A 15822-nucleotide genomic window follows, 5' to 3' on the forward strand; every position below is an offset into this window, starting at 1 on the left:
CTACTCGGCCGCGGCGCGGATGCCCGGCATGTCTGGAAAGGTGCAGATGACGGTCGTGCCCTTGTCCTTGCCGGTTTCGATGCGAACGCTGCCGCCATGCAGCTCGACGAAGCTCTTGACGATCGACAGGCCGAGGCCGGCGCCGCGCCGGCGGCCGCCATTGGCGCGCGGCTCGAAACGGCGGAACACCGAATCAAGCACATCCGGCGGCATGCCGGGGCCGTCGTCATGAACCGAGAATTCCACCCCATCCGCCAGATGGCGGCAAGTGAGCCGGATGATGCTGGCTTCCGGAGCGTAATTGGCGGCGTTGCTGAGCAGATTGTAGAGGATCTGGCGGACGCGGACCTCATCGCCATGAAACGTCTTCGGCGCCGCGACGGCGTCGACCTGGAGACTGATCGAATGCTCTTCCAGCCGGTCGGCCACCAGTTCGGCCGCAGCGGCGATGGTGCGATCGACCTGCACCTCGGAAATGTCGAGCTGCATGATGCCGGCGTCCACCGTCGCCAGGTCGAGGATATCGTTGACGATGGTGAGCAGGACCGAGGAGGACGAGCTGACATGCTCGACATATTCGCGCTGCTTCTGCGACAGCGGACCGGTCGTGGGCTGCGACAGGAGTTCGGTGAAGCCGATGATGTTGGTCAGCGGCGAGCGCAGTTCATAGGAGACGTGCTGGACGAATTCATTCTTGAGCTGGTCGGATTTTTGCAGCGCCTCGTTCTTGTCCTTCAGCGCCCGCTCGACATGGACGCTGTCGGTAACGTCGACGAAGGTCATCATCACCTGCCCGTTGGGCAGCGGGATCATGGCGTAACTCAGCACATTGCCGTTGTTGAGCTCGGTCTGTCCGTGGCGGTCGCGGCGCTCGTCGTCAAAGCCGGTGATGGCGGCAACGAAGCTGGGCCAGGGGCTGTCCGCAGCCTGCCGGTCGCAGAGGTCACGTATCGCCGACACATGGACGCTGGGCTTGGCCGCTTCACCGCTCAATCCCCAGAGAGTGGCAAAGGCAGGATTCGACAGCCGGAGCCTGCCGTCGGGTCCGAACACCGCCACGCCTTCGGCAAGATTGTCGAGCGTCTCGCCCTGAACCCGCACCGCTGTCTGGTAGCGGCTTTCGAGGTCCATCTTCTCGGTCAGGTTCTCGAACACCCAGGTCACGCCGCCCTTGGGCTGCGGATTGGCGACGACGCGAATGGTCTTGCCATCCGGCAGATGCCACCAATGTTCCTGGGATTCGACGGCGCGATAGGCGCCGAGCAGGCCTTCCTTCCAGCGGCGCCATTCAGGCTGTTCGGCGATCTTGCCTTCGCTGCGCAGCCGGTCGAGCAGCAAGGCATTGTCGGGAGCGCTGTGCAGGAAGCCTGCATCGAGGCCCCAAAGCTTCTGGAAGGCCTGATTGAAGAACCGCAGCTTCTCGTCGGTATCGAAAATGGCGACCGCCGTATTGAGTTGGTCGAGCGTGTCGGCGTGGCTCCTGACGGTCCGTTCGTATTCGCCGCGAACGGTCTCGATGGCGCTGGTGTCGCAGGCAAGGCCGGCCGAGCCATCGCTGCCGGCGAAATCGGTGACCGCGAACACACGGCGATCCCCTTCGATCACCGTGGACAGCGACTGCTCGAAAACCGGATGCGTCTTGTGCTGGGCGGCAATCGCATCGCGCGCCTGACCGCCGAGGAACTCCTTTTTCTCCCGAACCGCGGCTTCGGCATTTTCGGCTTCGACGGCATCGGCATAGGCGCGGTTGACCCACTTCAGCCCGCCGTCCTCGCCGCGGAGCCATGCCGGCATGTTCAGCGCGTCGAGCAGGCCGATCATCGTGTCGTGGTCGGCGGCCAGCCGCTGGTTCTCGATCTTCAGCCTGGCCTGGCTGCGCTGCGTCTCCGAGAGCGAGACAAAACGCACGAGCACATGCGCGGCACTCTTGCGGCCATGCACTTCGAGCGGCGCACCGGCCTGCGATTCGATGACGAGGTCGAAGGGTTTGGCCTTCTCGCGCAATCCCGCGACGGCATGTTCGAGTGCCGCCGCCGAACGCGGCATCAGCCAGCGGCCGAAAGCAAGAAAAGCGGCCCTATCCTCGGGAGCGCCGCTTTCGACGGGCAATGTGCCGATGAGCTCGGGCTTCTTGTTTTCCGCCGCCCAGACGACCACGCGCTGGTCGCGCAGATTGAGCAGCGCCTCCGAGCGGCGGAGCGCCGCGTTGATGTCGGCGAGGCGGCTCCTGAGTTCGACATTCTCCGCCGAGGTGCGGGCTCTTTCGCGGATGAGAACGATGGCCGATATCAGTGCGGCACCAGTCACGCCGACGAACACGGCAAGCTGCATGACCTCGATGGCGCTCAGCGACAGTCCAGCCACGCTGGCAGCAGCGGTTTCGGCATGCGCGACGGCGCCTGTCAAGGGGACCGCGAGCGCGGCGGTGGCAAGGAATGTCGACGCGCGGGCGCACCAGGACAGGCTCCCGCCTTCCAGGGCGGAGCCAGCAATCCCCGAATCGTCATGGCCGCCGGAAACGGCCCGTCCCGCCCTGTGCGGGTGTTGCCCCGGCATGTCTTGGTCCTCTCCGCCGCCTGAATGCAAGACCGCCCTGATGCGTGCTTCTCTTGACCCTCTTGGGCTGGAAGCATCGCCGAATCACCTGACAATAACCCCTCGCCGAATCGACGTGAAGGCTGATGGCGCGCAAAAATATGGCCGGGCGAAAAGTCAATCGCCCGGCCTCAATATCTGGTAGTAATTTTAGCTTTGGTTAATAGCGGTAGTGTTCCGGCTTGAACGGACCCTGCGGCGTGACGCCGATATAGGCGGCTTGTTCACCCGACAGTTCGGTCAAGCGGGCGCCGAGCTTGTCGAGATGCAGGCGCGCGACCTTTTCGTCGAGATGCTTGGGCAGGACATAGACCTGGTTCTCGTACTGGCCGGGCTTGGTGTAGAGCTCGATCTGGGCCAGCACCTGGTTGGTGAAGGATGCCGACATGACGAAGCTCGGGTGGCCGGTGGCGTTGCCGAGATTGAGCAGCCGCCCTTCCGACAAAAGGATCATCCGCTTGCCGTCCGCGAAGGTGATCATGTCGACCTGCGGCTTAACGTTTGTCCATTTCAAATTGCGCAGCGCGGCGACCTGGATCTCATTGTCGAAATGGCCGATGTTGCCGACGATGACCATGTCCTTCATCGAGCGCATATGGTCGAGGGTGACGACATCCTTGTTGCCGGTGGTGGTGATGACGATGTCGGCGGTGGGGGCCGCATCTTCCAGCGTGACGACTTCAAAACCGTCCATCGCCGCCTGCAGGGCGCATATCGGATCGACCTCGGTGACCTTGACGCGGGCGCCGGCGCCCTTGAGCGAGGCCGACGAGCCCTTGCCGACGTCGCCATAACCGCACACGACAGCGACCTTGCCGGCCATCATCGTGTCGGTGCCGCGGCGGATGCCGTCGACCAGCGATTCCTTGCAGCCATATTTGTTGTCGAACTTCGACTTGGTGACCGAGTCGTTGACGTTGATGGCGGGGAAGGGCAGCAGGCCCTTCTTCTGCAGTTGGTAGAGCCGGTTGACGCCGGTGGTCGTCTCTTCGGTGACGCCGCGGATCGCCGCCTTTTGCTTGGTGAAGAAGCCGGGCGAAGCCTTCAGGCGCTTCTTGACCTGGGCGTAGAAGTATTCCTCTTCCTCGCTCTGCGGGTTGGACAGCACATCCTCGCCGGCCTCGGCGCGGGCGCCGATCAGGATGTACATGGTGGCGTCGCCGCCATCATCGAGGATCATGTTGGAGAGGCCGCCATCGGCCCACTGGAAGATCTTGTCGGTGTAGTCCCAATACTCCTCGAGCGACTCGCCCTTGACGGCGAACACCGGGATGCCGGCTTCGGCGATGGCCGCGGCCGCATGGTCCTGGGTCGAGAAGATGTTGCAGGAGGCCCAGCGGATATCGGCGCCCAACTCCTTCAGCGTCTCGATCAGCACCGCCGTCTGGATCGTCATGTGCAGCGAACCGGTGATGCGCGCGCCCTTGAGCGGCTGCTTGGGACCGAATTCCTCACGGCAGGCCATCAGGCCCGGCATTTCGGTTTCGGCGATCTCGAGTTCCTTGCGGCCCCAGCCGGCAAGCGAGATGTCGGCGACCACATAGTCCTTGCTACCCGTCATGGCAGTACTCCGATGCGAATGTTGTGCTTGCGAATTTGTTGCGGACACGCCCGCGCCGGTCGGCGCGTCGAAGGGCGCGAATTGCCGGCCTGACTAGCAGATCGGAGCAGGGTCGACAATGGGATATAAAGAAATCTTTATCCCTGCATGTCTCTCAGGCGCGCATCTGCACTCAGCATTCCTCGCCAAAGCGGGACGCCACCAGCTGCTCCAGGGCGTCGATGACCTGCCGGGCCTCCGGCCCGCTGGCGGTGACGCGGATCGAATAGCCGGGGCTTGCCGCCAGCATCATCAGGCCCATGATCGAGGTGCCGCCGACCTTGACGCCATCCTTCTCGACATGCACCGAGGCATCGAAGCCGCTGGCCAGCTGGACGAACTTCGCCGAAGCGCGGGCATGAAGGCCACGCTGGTTGATGATGGGAAAGTCCCGGACAATCTGATCTTTTTCCGGGGACAGGGCGTTCATTTGCTGCTCAGAAGCTGGCTGGCGACGTTGATGTATTTGCGACCGGCGGCCTGAGCCTCATCGAGCGCGGCGGCCATATTGTCGCCCTTGCGGATCGAGGAGAGCTTGATCAGCATCGGCAGGTTCATGCCGGCGATCACCTCGGTGCGGCCGGATTCCATCACCGAAATGGCAAGGTTGGAGGGCGTGCCGCCGAACATGTCGGTCAGCACGATGACGCCCGCCCCGGTATCGACACGGGCAACAGCGTCGACGATGTCGCGGCGACGCTGCTCCATATCGTCGTCGGCACCGATCGCCACGGTTTCGAAATTGTCTTGTGGCCCGACGACATGTTCGACGGCATGTCGGAACTCGGTGGCCAGTTGACCGTGCGTTACAAGCACGAGTCCGATCATTCTTTGGTGGCTCCCGTCATCGCCGCTTCACAGGCGCATTTTATGCTCGCCAGCCAATCCAGGCGGCGGGAGCGCTATCTTGTCGACGCACGGCCCGTTGACAAGCCCAAAATTGCGCAGGCACATGCCATTTTGACGCATTGCAGCAAAAAACCCGGAACGGATCATAGAAAAGGCGCGATCGACAGCCGCGCCATCACGACCGGCAAGACCGCTGGGACATTGCGTTCGACCACGTCGACCCGCGGCACCAGACAGCCCGCAATGCTGCTTGCGGTATCCTCCTGGAAGCGCACCGCTTCGCCGGCCGGCACCAGGCGGACATGGAGGTCGACGAGGCCTGCCGGCTCGAATGGCAGAGGTCGGGGGCCGAGCCCCGGCACCTCGGCGAGGCCTTCTATGGCGGCGGGAGCGCGGCACAGCAGCCGCCCGGCATGCGCCTCGACGAAGAGCTGATCGTCGCCAACGAGCCGCGAGAACAGGCCGCGATGGCGACAATGGTCGATGAGCGCCAGTGCCAGCGTCGTCTTGCCCGAGCCGGATGCTCCGGTGACGAGAATGCCGCGCTCGCCGATCAAAACCATTGTCGCGTGAATGTTTTCAGGCTGCACGGCTGGACCAAGCGTGGTTGGAATTCATGCTCTCAGCCTTCGGCCGGCAATGTCACCACAAAGCGTGCGCCCTTGATCTCGCCGGGTTTGGTGCCGGGGATGTTCTCGGCGGTCAGCGTGCCGCCATGGGCCTCGACGATTTGCCTGGATATCGACAGGCCAAGGCCCGAATTCTGGCCGAATGCCTCGCCGGCCGGCCGATCCGTGTAGAAGCGCTCGAAGATGCGGTCGATGTTGTCGGCGCGGATGCCGGGGCCATTGTCGTCGACGGTGACGATGTTGAACTTGCCGGCACGCGCCAGCGACAGGCTGATGTGGCCATGATCCTCGGGGACGAAGGAGCGGGCGTTCTCTATCAAATTGGTGATGACCTGGCCGATGCGCAGATCATGCCCGACGACGACGTAGCCTTTGACGCCCTGCGGCAGTTTGGCGGCCTTGAACTCGATCTCGACCGCCTTCTTGTTACGCGTCGCCTCGCGCGAAACGGCGACGAGATCGGTGATGAATTTCTTCAGGTCGACCGTCCCGGCATCTTCACGCGCGAGCTCCGCGTCCAGGCGCGATGCGTCGGAAATATCGGTGATGAGCCGGTCCAGCCGCCTGACATCGTGCTGGATGATATCCATCAGCCGGCCGCGCGAATCGTCGTTCTTGGCCAGCGGCAAGGTTTCCACCGCGCTGCGCAGCGACGTCAGCGGGTTCTTCAACTCGTGCGAGACATCGGCCGCGAAGCTTTCGATCGCCTCGATGCGGGCGTAGAGCGCGTTGGTCATGTCGCGTATGGCGATCGACAGATTGCCGATCTCGTCCTGACGGTCGGAAAAATCGGGGATCTCTTCACGGCTCTTGACGCCGCGCCGCACCCGCACCGCCGCCGCCGACAGCCGGCGCAGCGGATTGGCGATGGTGGAGGCAAGCAGCATCGACAGGATGGCGGTGACAAGGGCCGCGATACCGAAGACGCGCAGGATCGCCTTGCGCTCGGCGGCGACGATCTTGTCGATGTCGCCGCCTTCGGTCGACAGCATCAGCACGCCGAGGACGGCACGAAAGCGCTGAATCGGCACCGCCACCGAAACGATCTGCTCGCCCTGCTCGCTGACGCGCACGATGGTCGACGGGCTGCCGGTGAGAGCCTTGACCACTTCCGGGAAAGCGGCGCCATTGCCGCCCGGCTGCTCGTGATAGACCGGCAGCTCGGTGTTGCGGAAGAAGTCGAAGACGAATTTCTGGATGCGCTCGACAAGATCGGGCTCTTCCTCTTCAACCGGCGGCAGATCGTAGCGCAGGATCTGGCCGCGCGAATAGAGGTGGCGCGAATCGAGCAGCAGATTGGCGTCGCGGTCATAGATGCGTGCGCGGGTCCTGGTCGGCGAGATCAGCCTTCTCAGCACCGGCGCGACCCGCTCCGGGTTGATCGGGAAGTCGAGATTGTCGAGCTGGTCGGAGCCGGGTCCCAGGCTTTCGCCGGCCTGCAGCTCAAGCAGCTTTTCCGGGTCGATGCTGATCGAATCCGTCTCGACGGTCGCCGACGCGGCAATGGCGCCGGCGATGATCTCGCCCTGGGTCATCAGGCTTTCGACGCGGGCGTCGATCAGTCCGTCGCGGAAGGTGTTGAGATAGAGGATGCCGGTCACCAGGACGGCGAGGCCGGCAAGGTTGAGGAACAGGATACGCCGCGTCAGGCTGGAAAAGATATGATGGCCGAGGAAGCGGCGCATCGGCACCGTGATCTTCGAGACGAAGGACGGCATGATCCGGGACGGCCGCCTGGAGGCGCCCGCCGGTCTTGTTCGCTGTGTTTCCACTGCCATCGAATAGCAGGCCCTGCTACTTACGCTTCGCGGAACCGGTATCCGACTCCGTAAAGGGTTTCGATCATCTCGAAGTCGTCGTCGACGGCCTTGAACTTCTTGCGCAGCCGCTTGATGTGGCTGTCGATGGTGCGATCGTCGACATAGACCTGTTCATCATAAGCCGAATCCATCAGCGCATCACGGCTTTTAACGACGCCAGGACGCTGCGCCAGCGAATGCAGTATCAGGAACTCGGTGACGGTGAGCGTCACCGGCTCGCCTTTCCAGGTGCAGGTGTGGCGCTCCTGGTCCATGACGAGCTGGCCGCGCTCGAGCGAGCGGGCCTGCTGGCTTGGCGTCTTGGCGGCAGCCTCGCGGGCACTGGCGCGGCGCAGCACGGCGCGCACGCGCTCGACCAGCAGGCGCTGTGAGAAGGGTTTGCGGATGAAGTCGTCGGCGCCCATCTTGAGACCGAACAACTCGTCGATCTCATCGTCCTTGGAGGTCAGGAAGATCACCGGCAGGTCGGACTTCTGGCGCATCCGGCGCAGCAGTTCCATGCCGTCCATGCGCGGCATCTTGATGTCGAGGATGGCAAGGTTCGGCGGGCGTGCCGCCAGGCCTTCCAGCGCCGACGCACCATCCGTGTAGGTCTCGACGCGATACCCCTCGGATTCCAAGGCGATCGACACCGATGTCAGAATGTTGCGGTCGTCATCGACAAGCGCGATTGTTGCCATTTCAAGCGGCTCCCTCATGAGCTGTCCCTTCTGTCGTAGAGAAGGGGCTTTTGCAGGACAAATTAGGTACAAAATGTGGCATAGGCCTTGTCCGCTGTCACGCGCGGCATGCCGGCGGCCACAATCCTACCTCGACATGGGTTGGACGAACGTACATCGCCAATCCTTTGGGCAACCGCGAAACTTTTTGCACATATAAACGATTTAAACAACTTTCAAAATATTTAAATCGATTAATGATTTGATATCATTTGCCTTTTCTGGTTCTGACCATCTCAGCCCGCGTAGTGGGCGTGCTGGAAACGTGCCGGCAAAGATGCGGCAAATCCAAGAGGGACACTCGATGTCGGAAGTCGGCAAACGCAATTCCGCCTGCGCGATCGATCATATCGGCCTGAAAACCACCAGCGTGGTGCGCTATAATTTCGGTGCGGCTACCCTTTATGAGGAATCGATCCGGCGCGGCGAGGCCCGCTTGACCGCCCATGGCGCGCTGGTCGCCGAGACCGGCCAGCACACCGGCCGCTCGCCCAAGGACAAGTTCGTCGTCCGCAACGGTGACACCGAACCACATGTCTGGTGGGAGAACAACAAGGCGATCTCGCCGGCCCAGTTCGACACGCTGCTCGCCGATTTCCAGGCGCACGCCGCGGACAAGGATCTATACGTCCAGGATCTGGTCGGCGGCGCCGATGCGGAGTCGAGGCTGCCGACCAGGGTGATCACCGAATTTGCCTGGCACTCGCTGTTCATCCGCAATCTGCTCATTCGTCCCGGTGCCACCGAACTCGAGCAGTTCGTGCCCGAGATGACGATCATCGACCTGCCGTCCTTCCGCGCCGATCCCCTCCGTCACGGCAGCCGCACCGAAACGGTGATCGCCGTCGATCTTTCGCGCAAGATCGTGCTGATCGGCGGCACCTCCTATGCCGGCGAGATGAAGAAGTCGGTGTTCACCATGCTCAACTATCTCCTGCCGGCGAAAGGCGTGATGCCGATGCATTGCTCGGCCAATGAGGGTGCGGCCGGCGACGCCGCCATCTTCTTCGGCCTGTCGGGCACCGGCAAGACGACGCTCTCGGCCGATCCCTCGCGCACGTTGATCGGCGACGACGAGCATGGCTGGGGACCGCACGGCATCTTCAATTTCGAAGGCGGCTGCTACGCCAAGACGATCAAGCTGTCGGCGGAAGCCGAGCCGGAAATCTTCGCCACCACGCAGCGCTTCGGCACGGTGCTGGAAAATGTCGTGCTCGACGCCGATGGCGTGCCGGATTTCAACGACGGAAGGCTGACCGAAAACACACGCTGCGCGTACCCGCTGGACTTCATCCCCAATGCCAGCAAGACCGGCCGCGCCAACCATCCCAACAACATCCTCATGCTGACCGCCGACGCCTTCGGCGTGATGCCGCCGATCGCGCGGCTGACCCCGGCGCAGGCGATGTATCACTTCCTCTCCGGCTACACCGCCAAGGTGGCCGGAACCGAAAAGGGGGTAACCGAGCCCGAAGCGACGTTTTCGACCTGTTTCGGTGCGCCGTTCATGCCGCGCCATCCCTCTGAATACGGCAATCTGCTGCGCGAGCTGATTGCAGGCCACGGCGCCGATTGCTGGCTGGTCAATACCGGCTGGACCGGCGGCGCCTACGGCACCGGCAAGCGCATGCCGATCAAGGCGACGCGCGCCTTGCTTGCCGCCGCACTTGACGGCTCGCTGAAGACGGCCGAGTTCCGCACCGACCCTCATTTCGGTTTCGCGGTGCCGGTGGCTGTCCCGGGCGTCGACAGCGGCATTCTCGACCCGATGATTCTGGACCCCCGGGCGACCTGGGCCGACAAGGCCGGCTATGACCGGCAGGCGGCAAGGCTGGTCGGCATGTTCGCCGTCAATTTCGAGAAATTCGAAAGCCATGTCGATGCCGTGGTGCTGGGCGCCGCGCCGCGCATGCAGGAAGCGGCGGAGTAATCGCGCCACAGGGTTCAGCTTTCGTTGAAAGGCCCGGTTCGATCGGGCCTTTTCTTTTTCGATCCGCCGCGCCATGACTGCGGCATGGCGAGCGACGACAACATCATCATATCAGGCGATGCGGTTATCCATCCGGGCGACCTGCACGAGGATTTCATCCGCTCGTCCGGCCCCGGCGGCCAGAACGTCAACAAGGTGGCGACGGCGGTGCAGCTGCGCTTCGACGCGGCCAACGCAACGGGTCTGTCGGAGCGCGTGCGCGAGCGGACGATCAAACTTGCCGGCCAGCGTGCCACCAAGGACGGTGTCATCGTCATCGAGGCAGGCCGCTTCCGCACCCAGGAACAGAACCGGGCGGATGCGCGGGCACGGCTGACGGCATTGGTCGCCAAGGCCGCCGAACCGCCACCGCCGCCGCGCAAGAAGACACGGCCATCGAAGGGCGCCGTGGAGCGGCGGCTGAAGAGCAAGGCCGGGCGCGGCACGATCAAGAAGCTGCGCGGCCGGGTGGAGAACGATTAAGCACCACACCAGAGCATGATGCCGAAAAGTGTGAAGCGGTTTCGGGCGACATCATGCTCTATCTCTTGGATCTAGGCACGCGCACAAAACGACTTCCCATTTTGGACCGCAGATGCAAGGTTCAACCATTGCCATTAGCAAGGGAGACCCAAGGATGGGCATGTTCGATTTCGTCAAGAGCGTCGGCAAGAAACTGGGCATCGGCGGTGACGACGAAGCCGCACCCTCGGCCGACACACTCAAGAAGGAGCTCGATTCGCACAAACTCGGCACCGATGGCGTCGAGGTCGTCGTCAAGGGTGACACGGCGGTGCTGAAGGGCGTGGTCAAGGATCAATCGATCTTCGAAAAGGCAGTCATCGCCGTCGGCAACACGCTCGGCGTCTCCAAGGTGCAGGCGGACGAATTGCAGGTCGCGCCAGCGTCTGGCACGGCCGCCGCCCCGGCCAAGGAGCCCACCTTTTACACGGTGAAGAAGGGCGACAATCTCTGGAAGATCGCCGAGAAAAGCTACGGCCAGGGCCAAGGCGTCAAGAACACGGTCATATTCGAGGCCAACAAGCCGATGCTGACCCATCCCGACAAGATCTATCCGGGCCAGGTGCTGCGCATCCCAGATCTCGCCTGATCAAGGCGATGCCAATTTGCGAAAAGCAATTCCAGGAAAAGTGTGAAACGGTTTTCCGTCCGGAATTGTGCCAAACAAAGAGTTAGAACGGCGGCTTTCGGGTCGCCGTTTTCTTTTGATCGTGACATTTTACGGTTCCGAACCATCCGGGAGGTGACCGAATCCGTGCTCGTTCTGCCCAAAGGTGTCCGCCACATGCCGGCCTATCTGTCACGCACCGTGCAGGAAGCGCTGGTCGATGAGGTGAGACGGATCGTGCAGCAGGCGCCGCTGTTCGTGCCGGCCATGCCGCGCACCGGCAAGGAGATGAGCGTGCGCATGACCAATTGCGGGCCGCTCGGCTGGGTCACCGACAAGGAGCACGGCTATCGTTACCAGCCGGCGCATCCGGTAACCGGGGCGCCTTGGCCGCCAATTCCGGATGCGCTGCTCGAGCTGTGGCGCGAGGTCTCGGGCTATCCGCACCCGCCGGAAGCATGCCTGATCAATTTCTACACGCCGGATGCAAAAATGGGGCTGCATCAGGACCGCGACGAGGCCGATTTTTCGGCGCCGGTCGTCTCCGTCTCGCTCGGCGACGACTGCCTGTTCCGAGTCGGCCAGACTACGCGTGATGGCGCCACCAAGTCGTTCAGGCTGCAAAGCGGTGACGTCGTGGTGCTCGGCGGCGAGGGGCGGCTGTGCTTTCACGGCGTCGATCGGATCTATCCCTCGACCTCGGCGCTGCTGAAAAACGGCGGGCGGATCAATCTGACATTGCGACGGGTGACGAAGCCGGCCGTCACAGCTTCCTGAGCGCCACTTCCTCGATCAGGTGGTCGGCGCCCTTGCGCAGGATCAAGTCGGCGCGGGCCCGCGTCGGCAGGATGTTCTCGCGCAGATTCTTCAAATTGATGTTGGTCCACAGGCCTTCGGCGATGGCGCGCGCCGACCCCTCCGACAGCTGCGAATAGCGGTGAAAGAAGGAGTCCGGATTGCGGAAGGCGGTCTCACGCAGCCGCATGAAGCGGGAAATGTACCAGTTGTGGATCAGCTTCTCGTCGGCATCGATGTAGATGGCGAAGTCGAAGAAGTCCGACAGGAAAGGCACGATCTTGCCGTCCTGCGGCAGCTTGCCGGGCTGCAGGACATTGATGCCTTCGAAGATCAATATGTCCGGCCTGTCGATGGTGACGAACTCGCCGGGAATGACGTCATAGGTCAGGTGCGAATAGACAGGCGCGCGGACATCGGGCAGCGCCGACTTGATGCCCGACAGGAAGCGCAGCAGCGCGCCCACATCGTAGCTGTCGGGGAAACCCTTGCGCTCCATCAGGTTCTCGCGGCGCAGGACCTCGTTGGGCAGCAGGAAACCGTCGGTGGTGATGAGATCGACCTTGGGGCTCGACGGCCAGCGCGCCAGCAGTTCCTTCAGCACGCGTGCGGTGGTCGATTTGCCGACGGCGACAGAACCGGCGATGCCGATGATGAAGGGTGTCTTGACCACGTCGACCGCGTTGAAGAAGGCCTGGCGTTGCCGGAACAGCAGCTGGCTCGCTTCGACATGCGCCGACAACAGCCGCGACAGCGACAGATAGATGCGCGTGACCTCCTCGAGATCGACCGGATCGTTGAGCGAGCGCAGGCGGCGGAATTCGTCCGCGCTCAGCGTCAGTGGGGTATCGGCGCGGAATTGCGACCATTGCTCGGCGGAGAAGAAGCGAAAGGGGGAATACTTCTCGGTCGGCGCGAGCTGATCCATCGAGATACCTGCCCTCCTCGCGGTCAGCCCTTGGGCCGTGACGCCTTCTCGGCGATCCCCGAACGCCCGGTGCGGCCTTCGAGTTCCCTGAGCACGTCGCTCAGCGGAACCCCGGAGAGGCCGAGAACGACAAGCCAATGATATATAAGATCGGCACTTTCCGAAACGATGGCCTGTTTGTCGCCCTTGACGGCGGCAATCACCGTCTCGACCGCCTCCTCGCCGAGCTTCTGCGCCGCCTTGTCGATGCCGCGCGCGAACAGTTTTGCCGTCCACGAGTCCGGGTCGCCGGAATGGGCGCGTTCCCCGACGATTTTTTCCAGATCTGACAGTGAAAACTCGGTCATGGCCGTCATCTATCTGCTTGTTTAAGCATGATCTTTTTCCGAAAAACGGTTCCCACTTTTCGGGATCATGCTTTAGGGCCGATTATTCACAGAGTCCAGCCGCATCGGCAGCCCCGCGGCGGCCATATGTGCCTTGGCCTGCGCTATCGTGTAGGTGCCGAAATGGAAGATGGACGCCGCCAGAACCGCGCCGGCATGGCCGTCGCGAATGCCTTCGACCATGTGGTCGAGCGTGCCGACACCGCCGGAAGCGATCACCGGCGCGCGCACGGCGTCTGATATCGCGCGGGTCAGCGCGATGTCGTAGCCGGCCTTGGTGCCGTCCCGATCCATCGAGGTCAGCAGGATCTCGCCGGCGCCGCGATCGACCATTTTCCGGGCGAACTCGACCGCATCGATGCCGGTCTTTTCGCGGCCGCCATGGGTGAAGATCTCCCAGCGGTCGGTCTCACTGGTGCTCGACACCTTCTTGGCGTCGATGGCGACGACGATGCACTGGTTGCCGAACTTGTCGGCGGCCTCGGCAACAAAATCCGGGTTCTTCACCGCGGCCGTGTTGATCGACACCTTGTCGGCGCCGGCCAAGAGCAGCTTCCTGATATCGGCGACCTGGCGCACGCCGCCCCCGACGGTCAGCGGCATGAAACATTGTTCGGCGGTGCGTGCGATGACGTCGAAGATGGTTTCGCGATTGTCCGACGAAGCGGTGATGTCGAGGAAGCAGAGTTCGTCGGCGCCGGCCGCGTCATAGGCCTTGGCCGCCTCGACCGGATCGCCGGCGTCGACGAGATCGACGAAGTTGACGCCCTTGACGACACGGCCGTTCTTGACGTCGAGACAGGGGATGACACGGGCTTTCAGCATCAGCGGCCCTCTATCGTGGCGATGAGATCGTTCAGCAACTGGCCAACCAGCGGCGGAACATCGGCCTGGGCGTCGAAGGCCGGGTCGTAGGCGGAGACGGTGATGCCGACGACCGGCACCGCCAGCGCCATGGCGCAAGTGGCGTCGCGCAGCTGTTCCGGGCTCGGGCCGCCCGAAGTGATATAGCGGTTGGCCTGCAGCTCCCGGGGATCATGCACGTCCATATCGAGATGCATGTGCACGCGTCTGGCGCCGGCGATCTTCAGTCTTTCGGCCGCCTGGGCCACCCCGGAGCATTCCGTCCGCACGATCGGCAAGGTCTCGAGAAGCTGTCTTTCCGCCGGATCGAGATCGCGCGCGTTGACGAGCACGCAACGCGACGGATCGATCGGCCTGAAGCCGGGAATGGCCGACGCCATCGGCCGCCAGCACAGGCCAAGCACCGTCGCCAGCGCCATGCCGTCGAGAAAGCCATATGTGGATGTCTCGGGCGTGTTCAGGTCGCCATGCTGGTCGGCCCAGATGATCGCATCGGCGTCCTCACCGGCGACCGCGCCGGCGCTGGTCAGGCAGTTTCCCGCAAGGACGATGGGAAACCGACCGGCGTCACGGGCAAGGCGAACCTCGCTCGCAACCGCGTTGCAGACGGCAAAGCCGGTGGCGATCTCGCGCTCCTGATCGTCTCCGACCTTGCCGATGTCCCCGACCGCGACGTCGTGACCGGCCATCGTCAAGGCTTCGACGAGCCCCCCCGAGACCAGCGCGTCCGGACCTTGGCCCATGCCGCCATGGTAATGGCCGCTGTCATAGGAGGCCAGGATGATGGAAATTTTCACGTCCGCGGCTCCGCCCTGCCCTGGAGGATCGCCAGGGCCTCGGCCGGATCGATGCGGCCGTCATAGAGCGCGCGCCCGGAGATCGCGCCTTCGAGCTTTTGCGCATCGGGCATGGTCATGCGCACGATGTCGGCGATCGAGGCGAGGCCGCCGGAAGCGATCACCGGGATCGACACGGCATCGGCGAGGTCGATGGTGGCGTCCCAATTGATGCCGGTCAAAACGCCGTCGCGGTCGATGTCGGTGTAGATGATGGCGGCGACGCCGGCGCCCTCGAATTTCCTCGCCAGTTCGATGACGCCAAGGCTCGACGCCTCGGCCCAGCCCTCGACGGCGACCTTGCCGCCCTTGGCGTCGATGCCGACGGCGACCTTGCCCGGAAACGCCTTGCAGGCCTGCTTGACCAGGTCGGGATCGCGCACCGCCACCGTGCCGAGGATGACGCGGGCCAGCCCGCGATCGAGCCAATCCTCGATCTGCGCCAGCGTGCGGATGCCGCCGCCGAGCTGCACCGGGTTCTTCGTTGCCTTGAGGATGGCGCCGACCGCCGCACTGTTGACGCTCTGGCCCTGGAAGGCGCCGTTGAGGTCGACGACATGCAGCCATTCGAAGCCCTGTTGCTCGAAGGCTCGCGCCTGGGCGGCAGGATCATCGTTGTAGATGGTCGCGGTCGCCATGTCGCCATGCCTGAGGCGCACGCACTGGCCGTCCTTGAGATCTATCGCCGGGAAAAGGATCATCC

Annotated in this window: 16 protein-coding genes; 4 read left to right on the forward strand and 12 right to left on the reverse strand. The window is 63.3% G+C overall.

Annotated elements, in window-relative coordinates:
- From NKH95_RS08220 to NKH95_RS08250, 7 genes are all read right to left on the reverse strand, one after another.
- Positions 1–2556: a sensor histidine kinase gene (locus tag NKH95_RS08220; protein WP_352753063.1), complete on the reverse strand. Its 2556-nt coding sequence runs from the start codon at positions 2554–2556 to the stop codon at positions 1–3.
- 199 nt (positions 2557–2755) lie between these two features.
- Entirely contained in the window at positions 2756–4156 is a 1401-nt protein-coding gene (gene ahcY, locus NKH95_RS08225) for an adenosylhomocysteinase (RefSeq protein ID WP_023810629.1), read from the reverse strand.
- A 172-nt stretch (positions 4157–4328) separates the two neighbouring features.
- Positions 4329–4625: an HPr family phosphocarrier protein gene (locus NKH95_RS08230; RefSeq protein WP_023810630.1), complete on the reverse strand. Its 297-nt coding sequence runs from the start codon at positions 4623–4625 to the stop codon at positions 4329–4331.
- Positions 4622–5023: a PTS sugar transporter subunit IIA gene (locus NKH95_RS08235; RefSeq protein WP_010912939.1), complete on the reverse strand. Its 402-nt coding sequence runs from the start codon at positions 5021–5023 to the stop codon at positions 4622–4624. Before NKH95_RS08235 ends, NKH95_RS08230 begins: the two co-directional genes overlap by 4 nt.
- A 164-nt stretch (positions 5024–5187) precedes the next feature.
- Entirely contained in the window at positions 5188–5634 is a 447-nt protein-coding gene (locus tag NKH95_RS08240) for an HPr kinase/phosphorylase (protein WP_023810631.1), read from the reverse strand.
- Positions 5635–5666: 32 nt separating this feature from the next.
- Positions 5667–7451, reverse strand: coding sequence for a sensor histidine kinase (locus NKH95_RS08245; RefSeq protein WP_023810632.1), 1785 nt, complete (start codon positions 7449–7451; stop codon positions 5667–5669).
- 20 nt (positions 7452–7471) lie between these two features.
- Positions 7472–8173 (reverse strand): response regulator transcription factor, encoded by a 702-nt coding sequence (locus NKH95_RS08250; RefSeq protein ID WP_013528337.1) that lies wholly within the window; start codon positions 8171–8173, stop codon positions 7472–7474.
- Between the two features lie 343 nt (positions 8174–8516).
- Between NKH95_RS08250 and NKH95_RS08255 the strand changes: the two genes are divergently transcribed.
- The 4 genes from NKH95_RS08255 to NKH95_RS08270 all read left to right on the forward strand — a co-directional run bounded on the left by NKH95_RS08255 (position 8517) and on the right by NKH95_RS08270 (position 12087).
- Positions 8517–10142: a phosphoenolpyruvate carboxykinase gene (locus tag NKH95_RS08255; protein ID WP_352891314.1), complete on the forward strand. Its 1626-nt coding sequence runs from the start codon at positions 8517–8519 to the stop codon at positions 10140–10142.
- 84 nt (positions 10143–10226) lie between these two features.
- Positions 10227–10664 carry an alternative ribosome rescue aminoacyl-tRNA hydrolase ArfB gene (gene arfB / locus NKH95_RS08260; protein ID WP_023810634.1) on the forward strand — a complete coding sequence of 146 codons (438 nt, stop codon included), beginning with the start codon at positions 10227–10229 and terminating at the stop codon, positions 10662–10664.
- 154 nt (positions 10665–10818) lie between these two features.
- Positions 10819–11292 carry a peptidoglycan-binding protein LysM gene (gene lysM / locus NKH95_RS08265; protein ID WP_023810635.1) on the forward strand — a complete coding sequence of 158 codons (474 nt, stop codon included), beginning with the start codon at positions 10819–10821 and terminating at the stop codon, positions 11290–11292.
- Between the two features lie 165 nt (positions 11293–11457).
- Positions 11458–12087 (forward strand): alpha-ketoglutarate-dependent dioxygenase AlkB family protein, encoded by a 630-nt coding sequence (locus NKH95_RS08270; RefSeq protein WP_023810636.1) that lies wholly within the window; start codon positions 11458–11460, stop codon positions 12085–12087.
- Here NKH95_RS08270 and coaA read toward each other — a convergent pair.
- The 5 genes from coaA to hisA all read right to left on the reverse strand — a co-directional run bounded on the left by coaA (position 12074) and on the right by hisA (position 15820).
- Positions 12074–13033 carry a type I pantothenate kinase gene (gene coaA / locus NKH95_RS08275; protein WP_013528342.1) on the reverse strand — a complete coding sequence of 320 codons (960 nt, stop codon included), beginning with the start codon at positions 13031–13033 and terminating at the stop codon, positions 12074–12076. The two genes, NKH95_RS08270 and coaA, sit on opposite strands and share 14 nt — an antisense overlap.
- Positions 13034–13056: 23 nt before the next feature.
- Positions 13057–13380 carry a phosphoribosyl-ATP diphosphatase gene (locus NKH95_RS08280; protein ID WP_023810637.1) on the reverse strand — a complete coding sequence of 108 codons (324 nt, stop codon included), beginning with the start codon at positions 13378–13380 and terminating at the stop codon, positions 13057–13059.
- Between the two features lie 72 nt (positions 13381–13452).
- On the reverse strand, positions 13453–14247 hold the full coding sequence (gene hisF, locus NKH95_RS08285; RefSeq protein WP_023810638.1) for an imidazole glycerol phosphate synthase subunit HisF: 795 nt from the start codon (positions 14245–14247) through the stop codon (positions 13453–13455).
- The gene (locus NKH95_RS08290; RefSeq protein ID WP_023810639.1) at positions 14244–15080 is read right to left on the reverse strand and encodes an arginase family protein; all 837 of its coding nucleotides are present in this window, start codon (positions 15078–15080) and stop codon (positions 14244–14246) included. Before NKH95_RS08290 ends, hisF begins: the two co-directional genes overlap by 4 nt.
- Complete coding sequence (gene hisA / locus NKH95_RS08295; protein WP_023810640.1) at positions 15077–15820, reverse strand: 1-(5-phosphoribosyl)-5-[(5-phosphoribosylamino)methylideneamino]imidazole-4-carboxamide isomerase; 744 nt, start codon at positions 15818–15820, stop codon at positions 15077–15079. Before hisA ends, NKH95_RS08290 begins: the two co-directional genes overlap by 4 nt.
- Between the last annotated feature and the right edge of the window lie 2 nt (positions 15821–15822).

Source organism: Mesorhizobium sp. M0848, from assembly GCF_040319805.1.
Taxonomy (GTDB): domain Bacteria; phylum Pseudomonadota; class Alphaproteobacteria; order Rhizobiales; family Rhizobiaceae; genus Mesorhizobium.

Excerpts from the sequence above, each read along its gene's own strand:
- NKH95_RS08255 (WP_352891314.1), top strand. The coding sequence starts at position 8,517 with ATGTCGGAAGTCGGCAAACGCAATTCCGCCTGCGCGATCGATCATATC.
- NKH95_RS08235 (WP_010912939.1), bottom strand. The coding sequence starts at position 5,023 with ATGATCGGACTCGTGCTTGTAACGCACGGTCAACTGGCCACCGAGTTC.
- coaA (WP_013528342.1), bottom strand. The coding sequence starts at position 13,033 with ATGGATCAGCTCGCGCCGACCGAGAAGTATTCCCCCTTTCGCTTCTTC.
- arfB (WP_023810634.1), top strand. The coding sequence starts at position 10,227 with ATGGCGAGCGACGACAACATCATCATATCAGGCGATGCGGTTATCCAT.
- NKH95_RS08250 (WP_013528337.1), bottom strand. The coding sequence starts at position 8,173 with ATGGCAACAATCGCGCTTGTCGATGACGACCGCAACATTCTGACATCG.
- NKH95_RS08280 (WP_023810637.1), bottom strand. The coding sequence starts at position 13,380 with ATGACCGAGTTTTCACTGTCAGATCTGGAAAAAATCGTCGGGGAACGC.
- ahcY (WP_023810629.1), bottom strand. The coding sequence starts at position 4,156 with ATGACGGGTAGCAAGGACTATGTGGTCGCCGACATCTCGCTTGCCGGC.
- NKH95_RS08230 (WP_023810630.1), bottom strand. The coding sequence starts at position 4,625 with ATGAACGCCCTGTCCCCGGAAAAAGATCAGATTGTCCGGGACTTTCCC.
- NKH95_RS08220 (WP_352753063.1), bottom strand. The coding sequence starts at position 2,556 with ATGCCGGGGCAACACCCGCACAGGGCGGGACGGGCCGTTTCCGGCGGC.
- lysM (WP_023810635.1), top strand. The coding sequence starts at position 10,819 with ATGGGCATGTTCGATTTCGTCAAGAGCGTCGGCAAGAAACTGGGCATC.
- NKH95_RS08245 (WP_023810632.1), bottom strand. The coding sequence starts at position 7,451 with ATGGCAGTGGAAACACAGCGAACAAGACCGGCGGGCGCCTCCAGGCGG.
- hisA (WP_023810640.1), bottom strand. The coding sequence starts at position 15,820 with ATGATCCTTTTCCCGGCGATAGATCTCAAGGACGGCCAGTGCGTGCGC.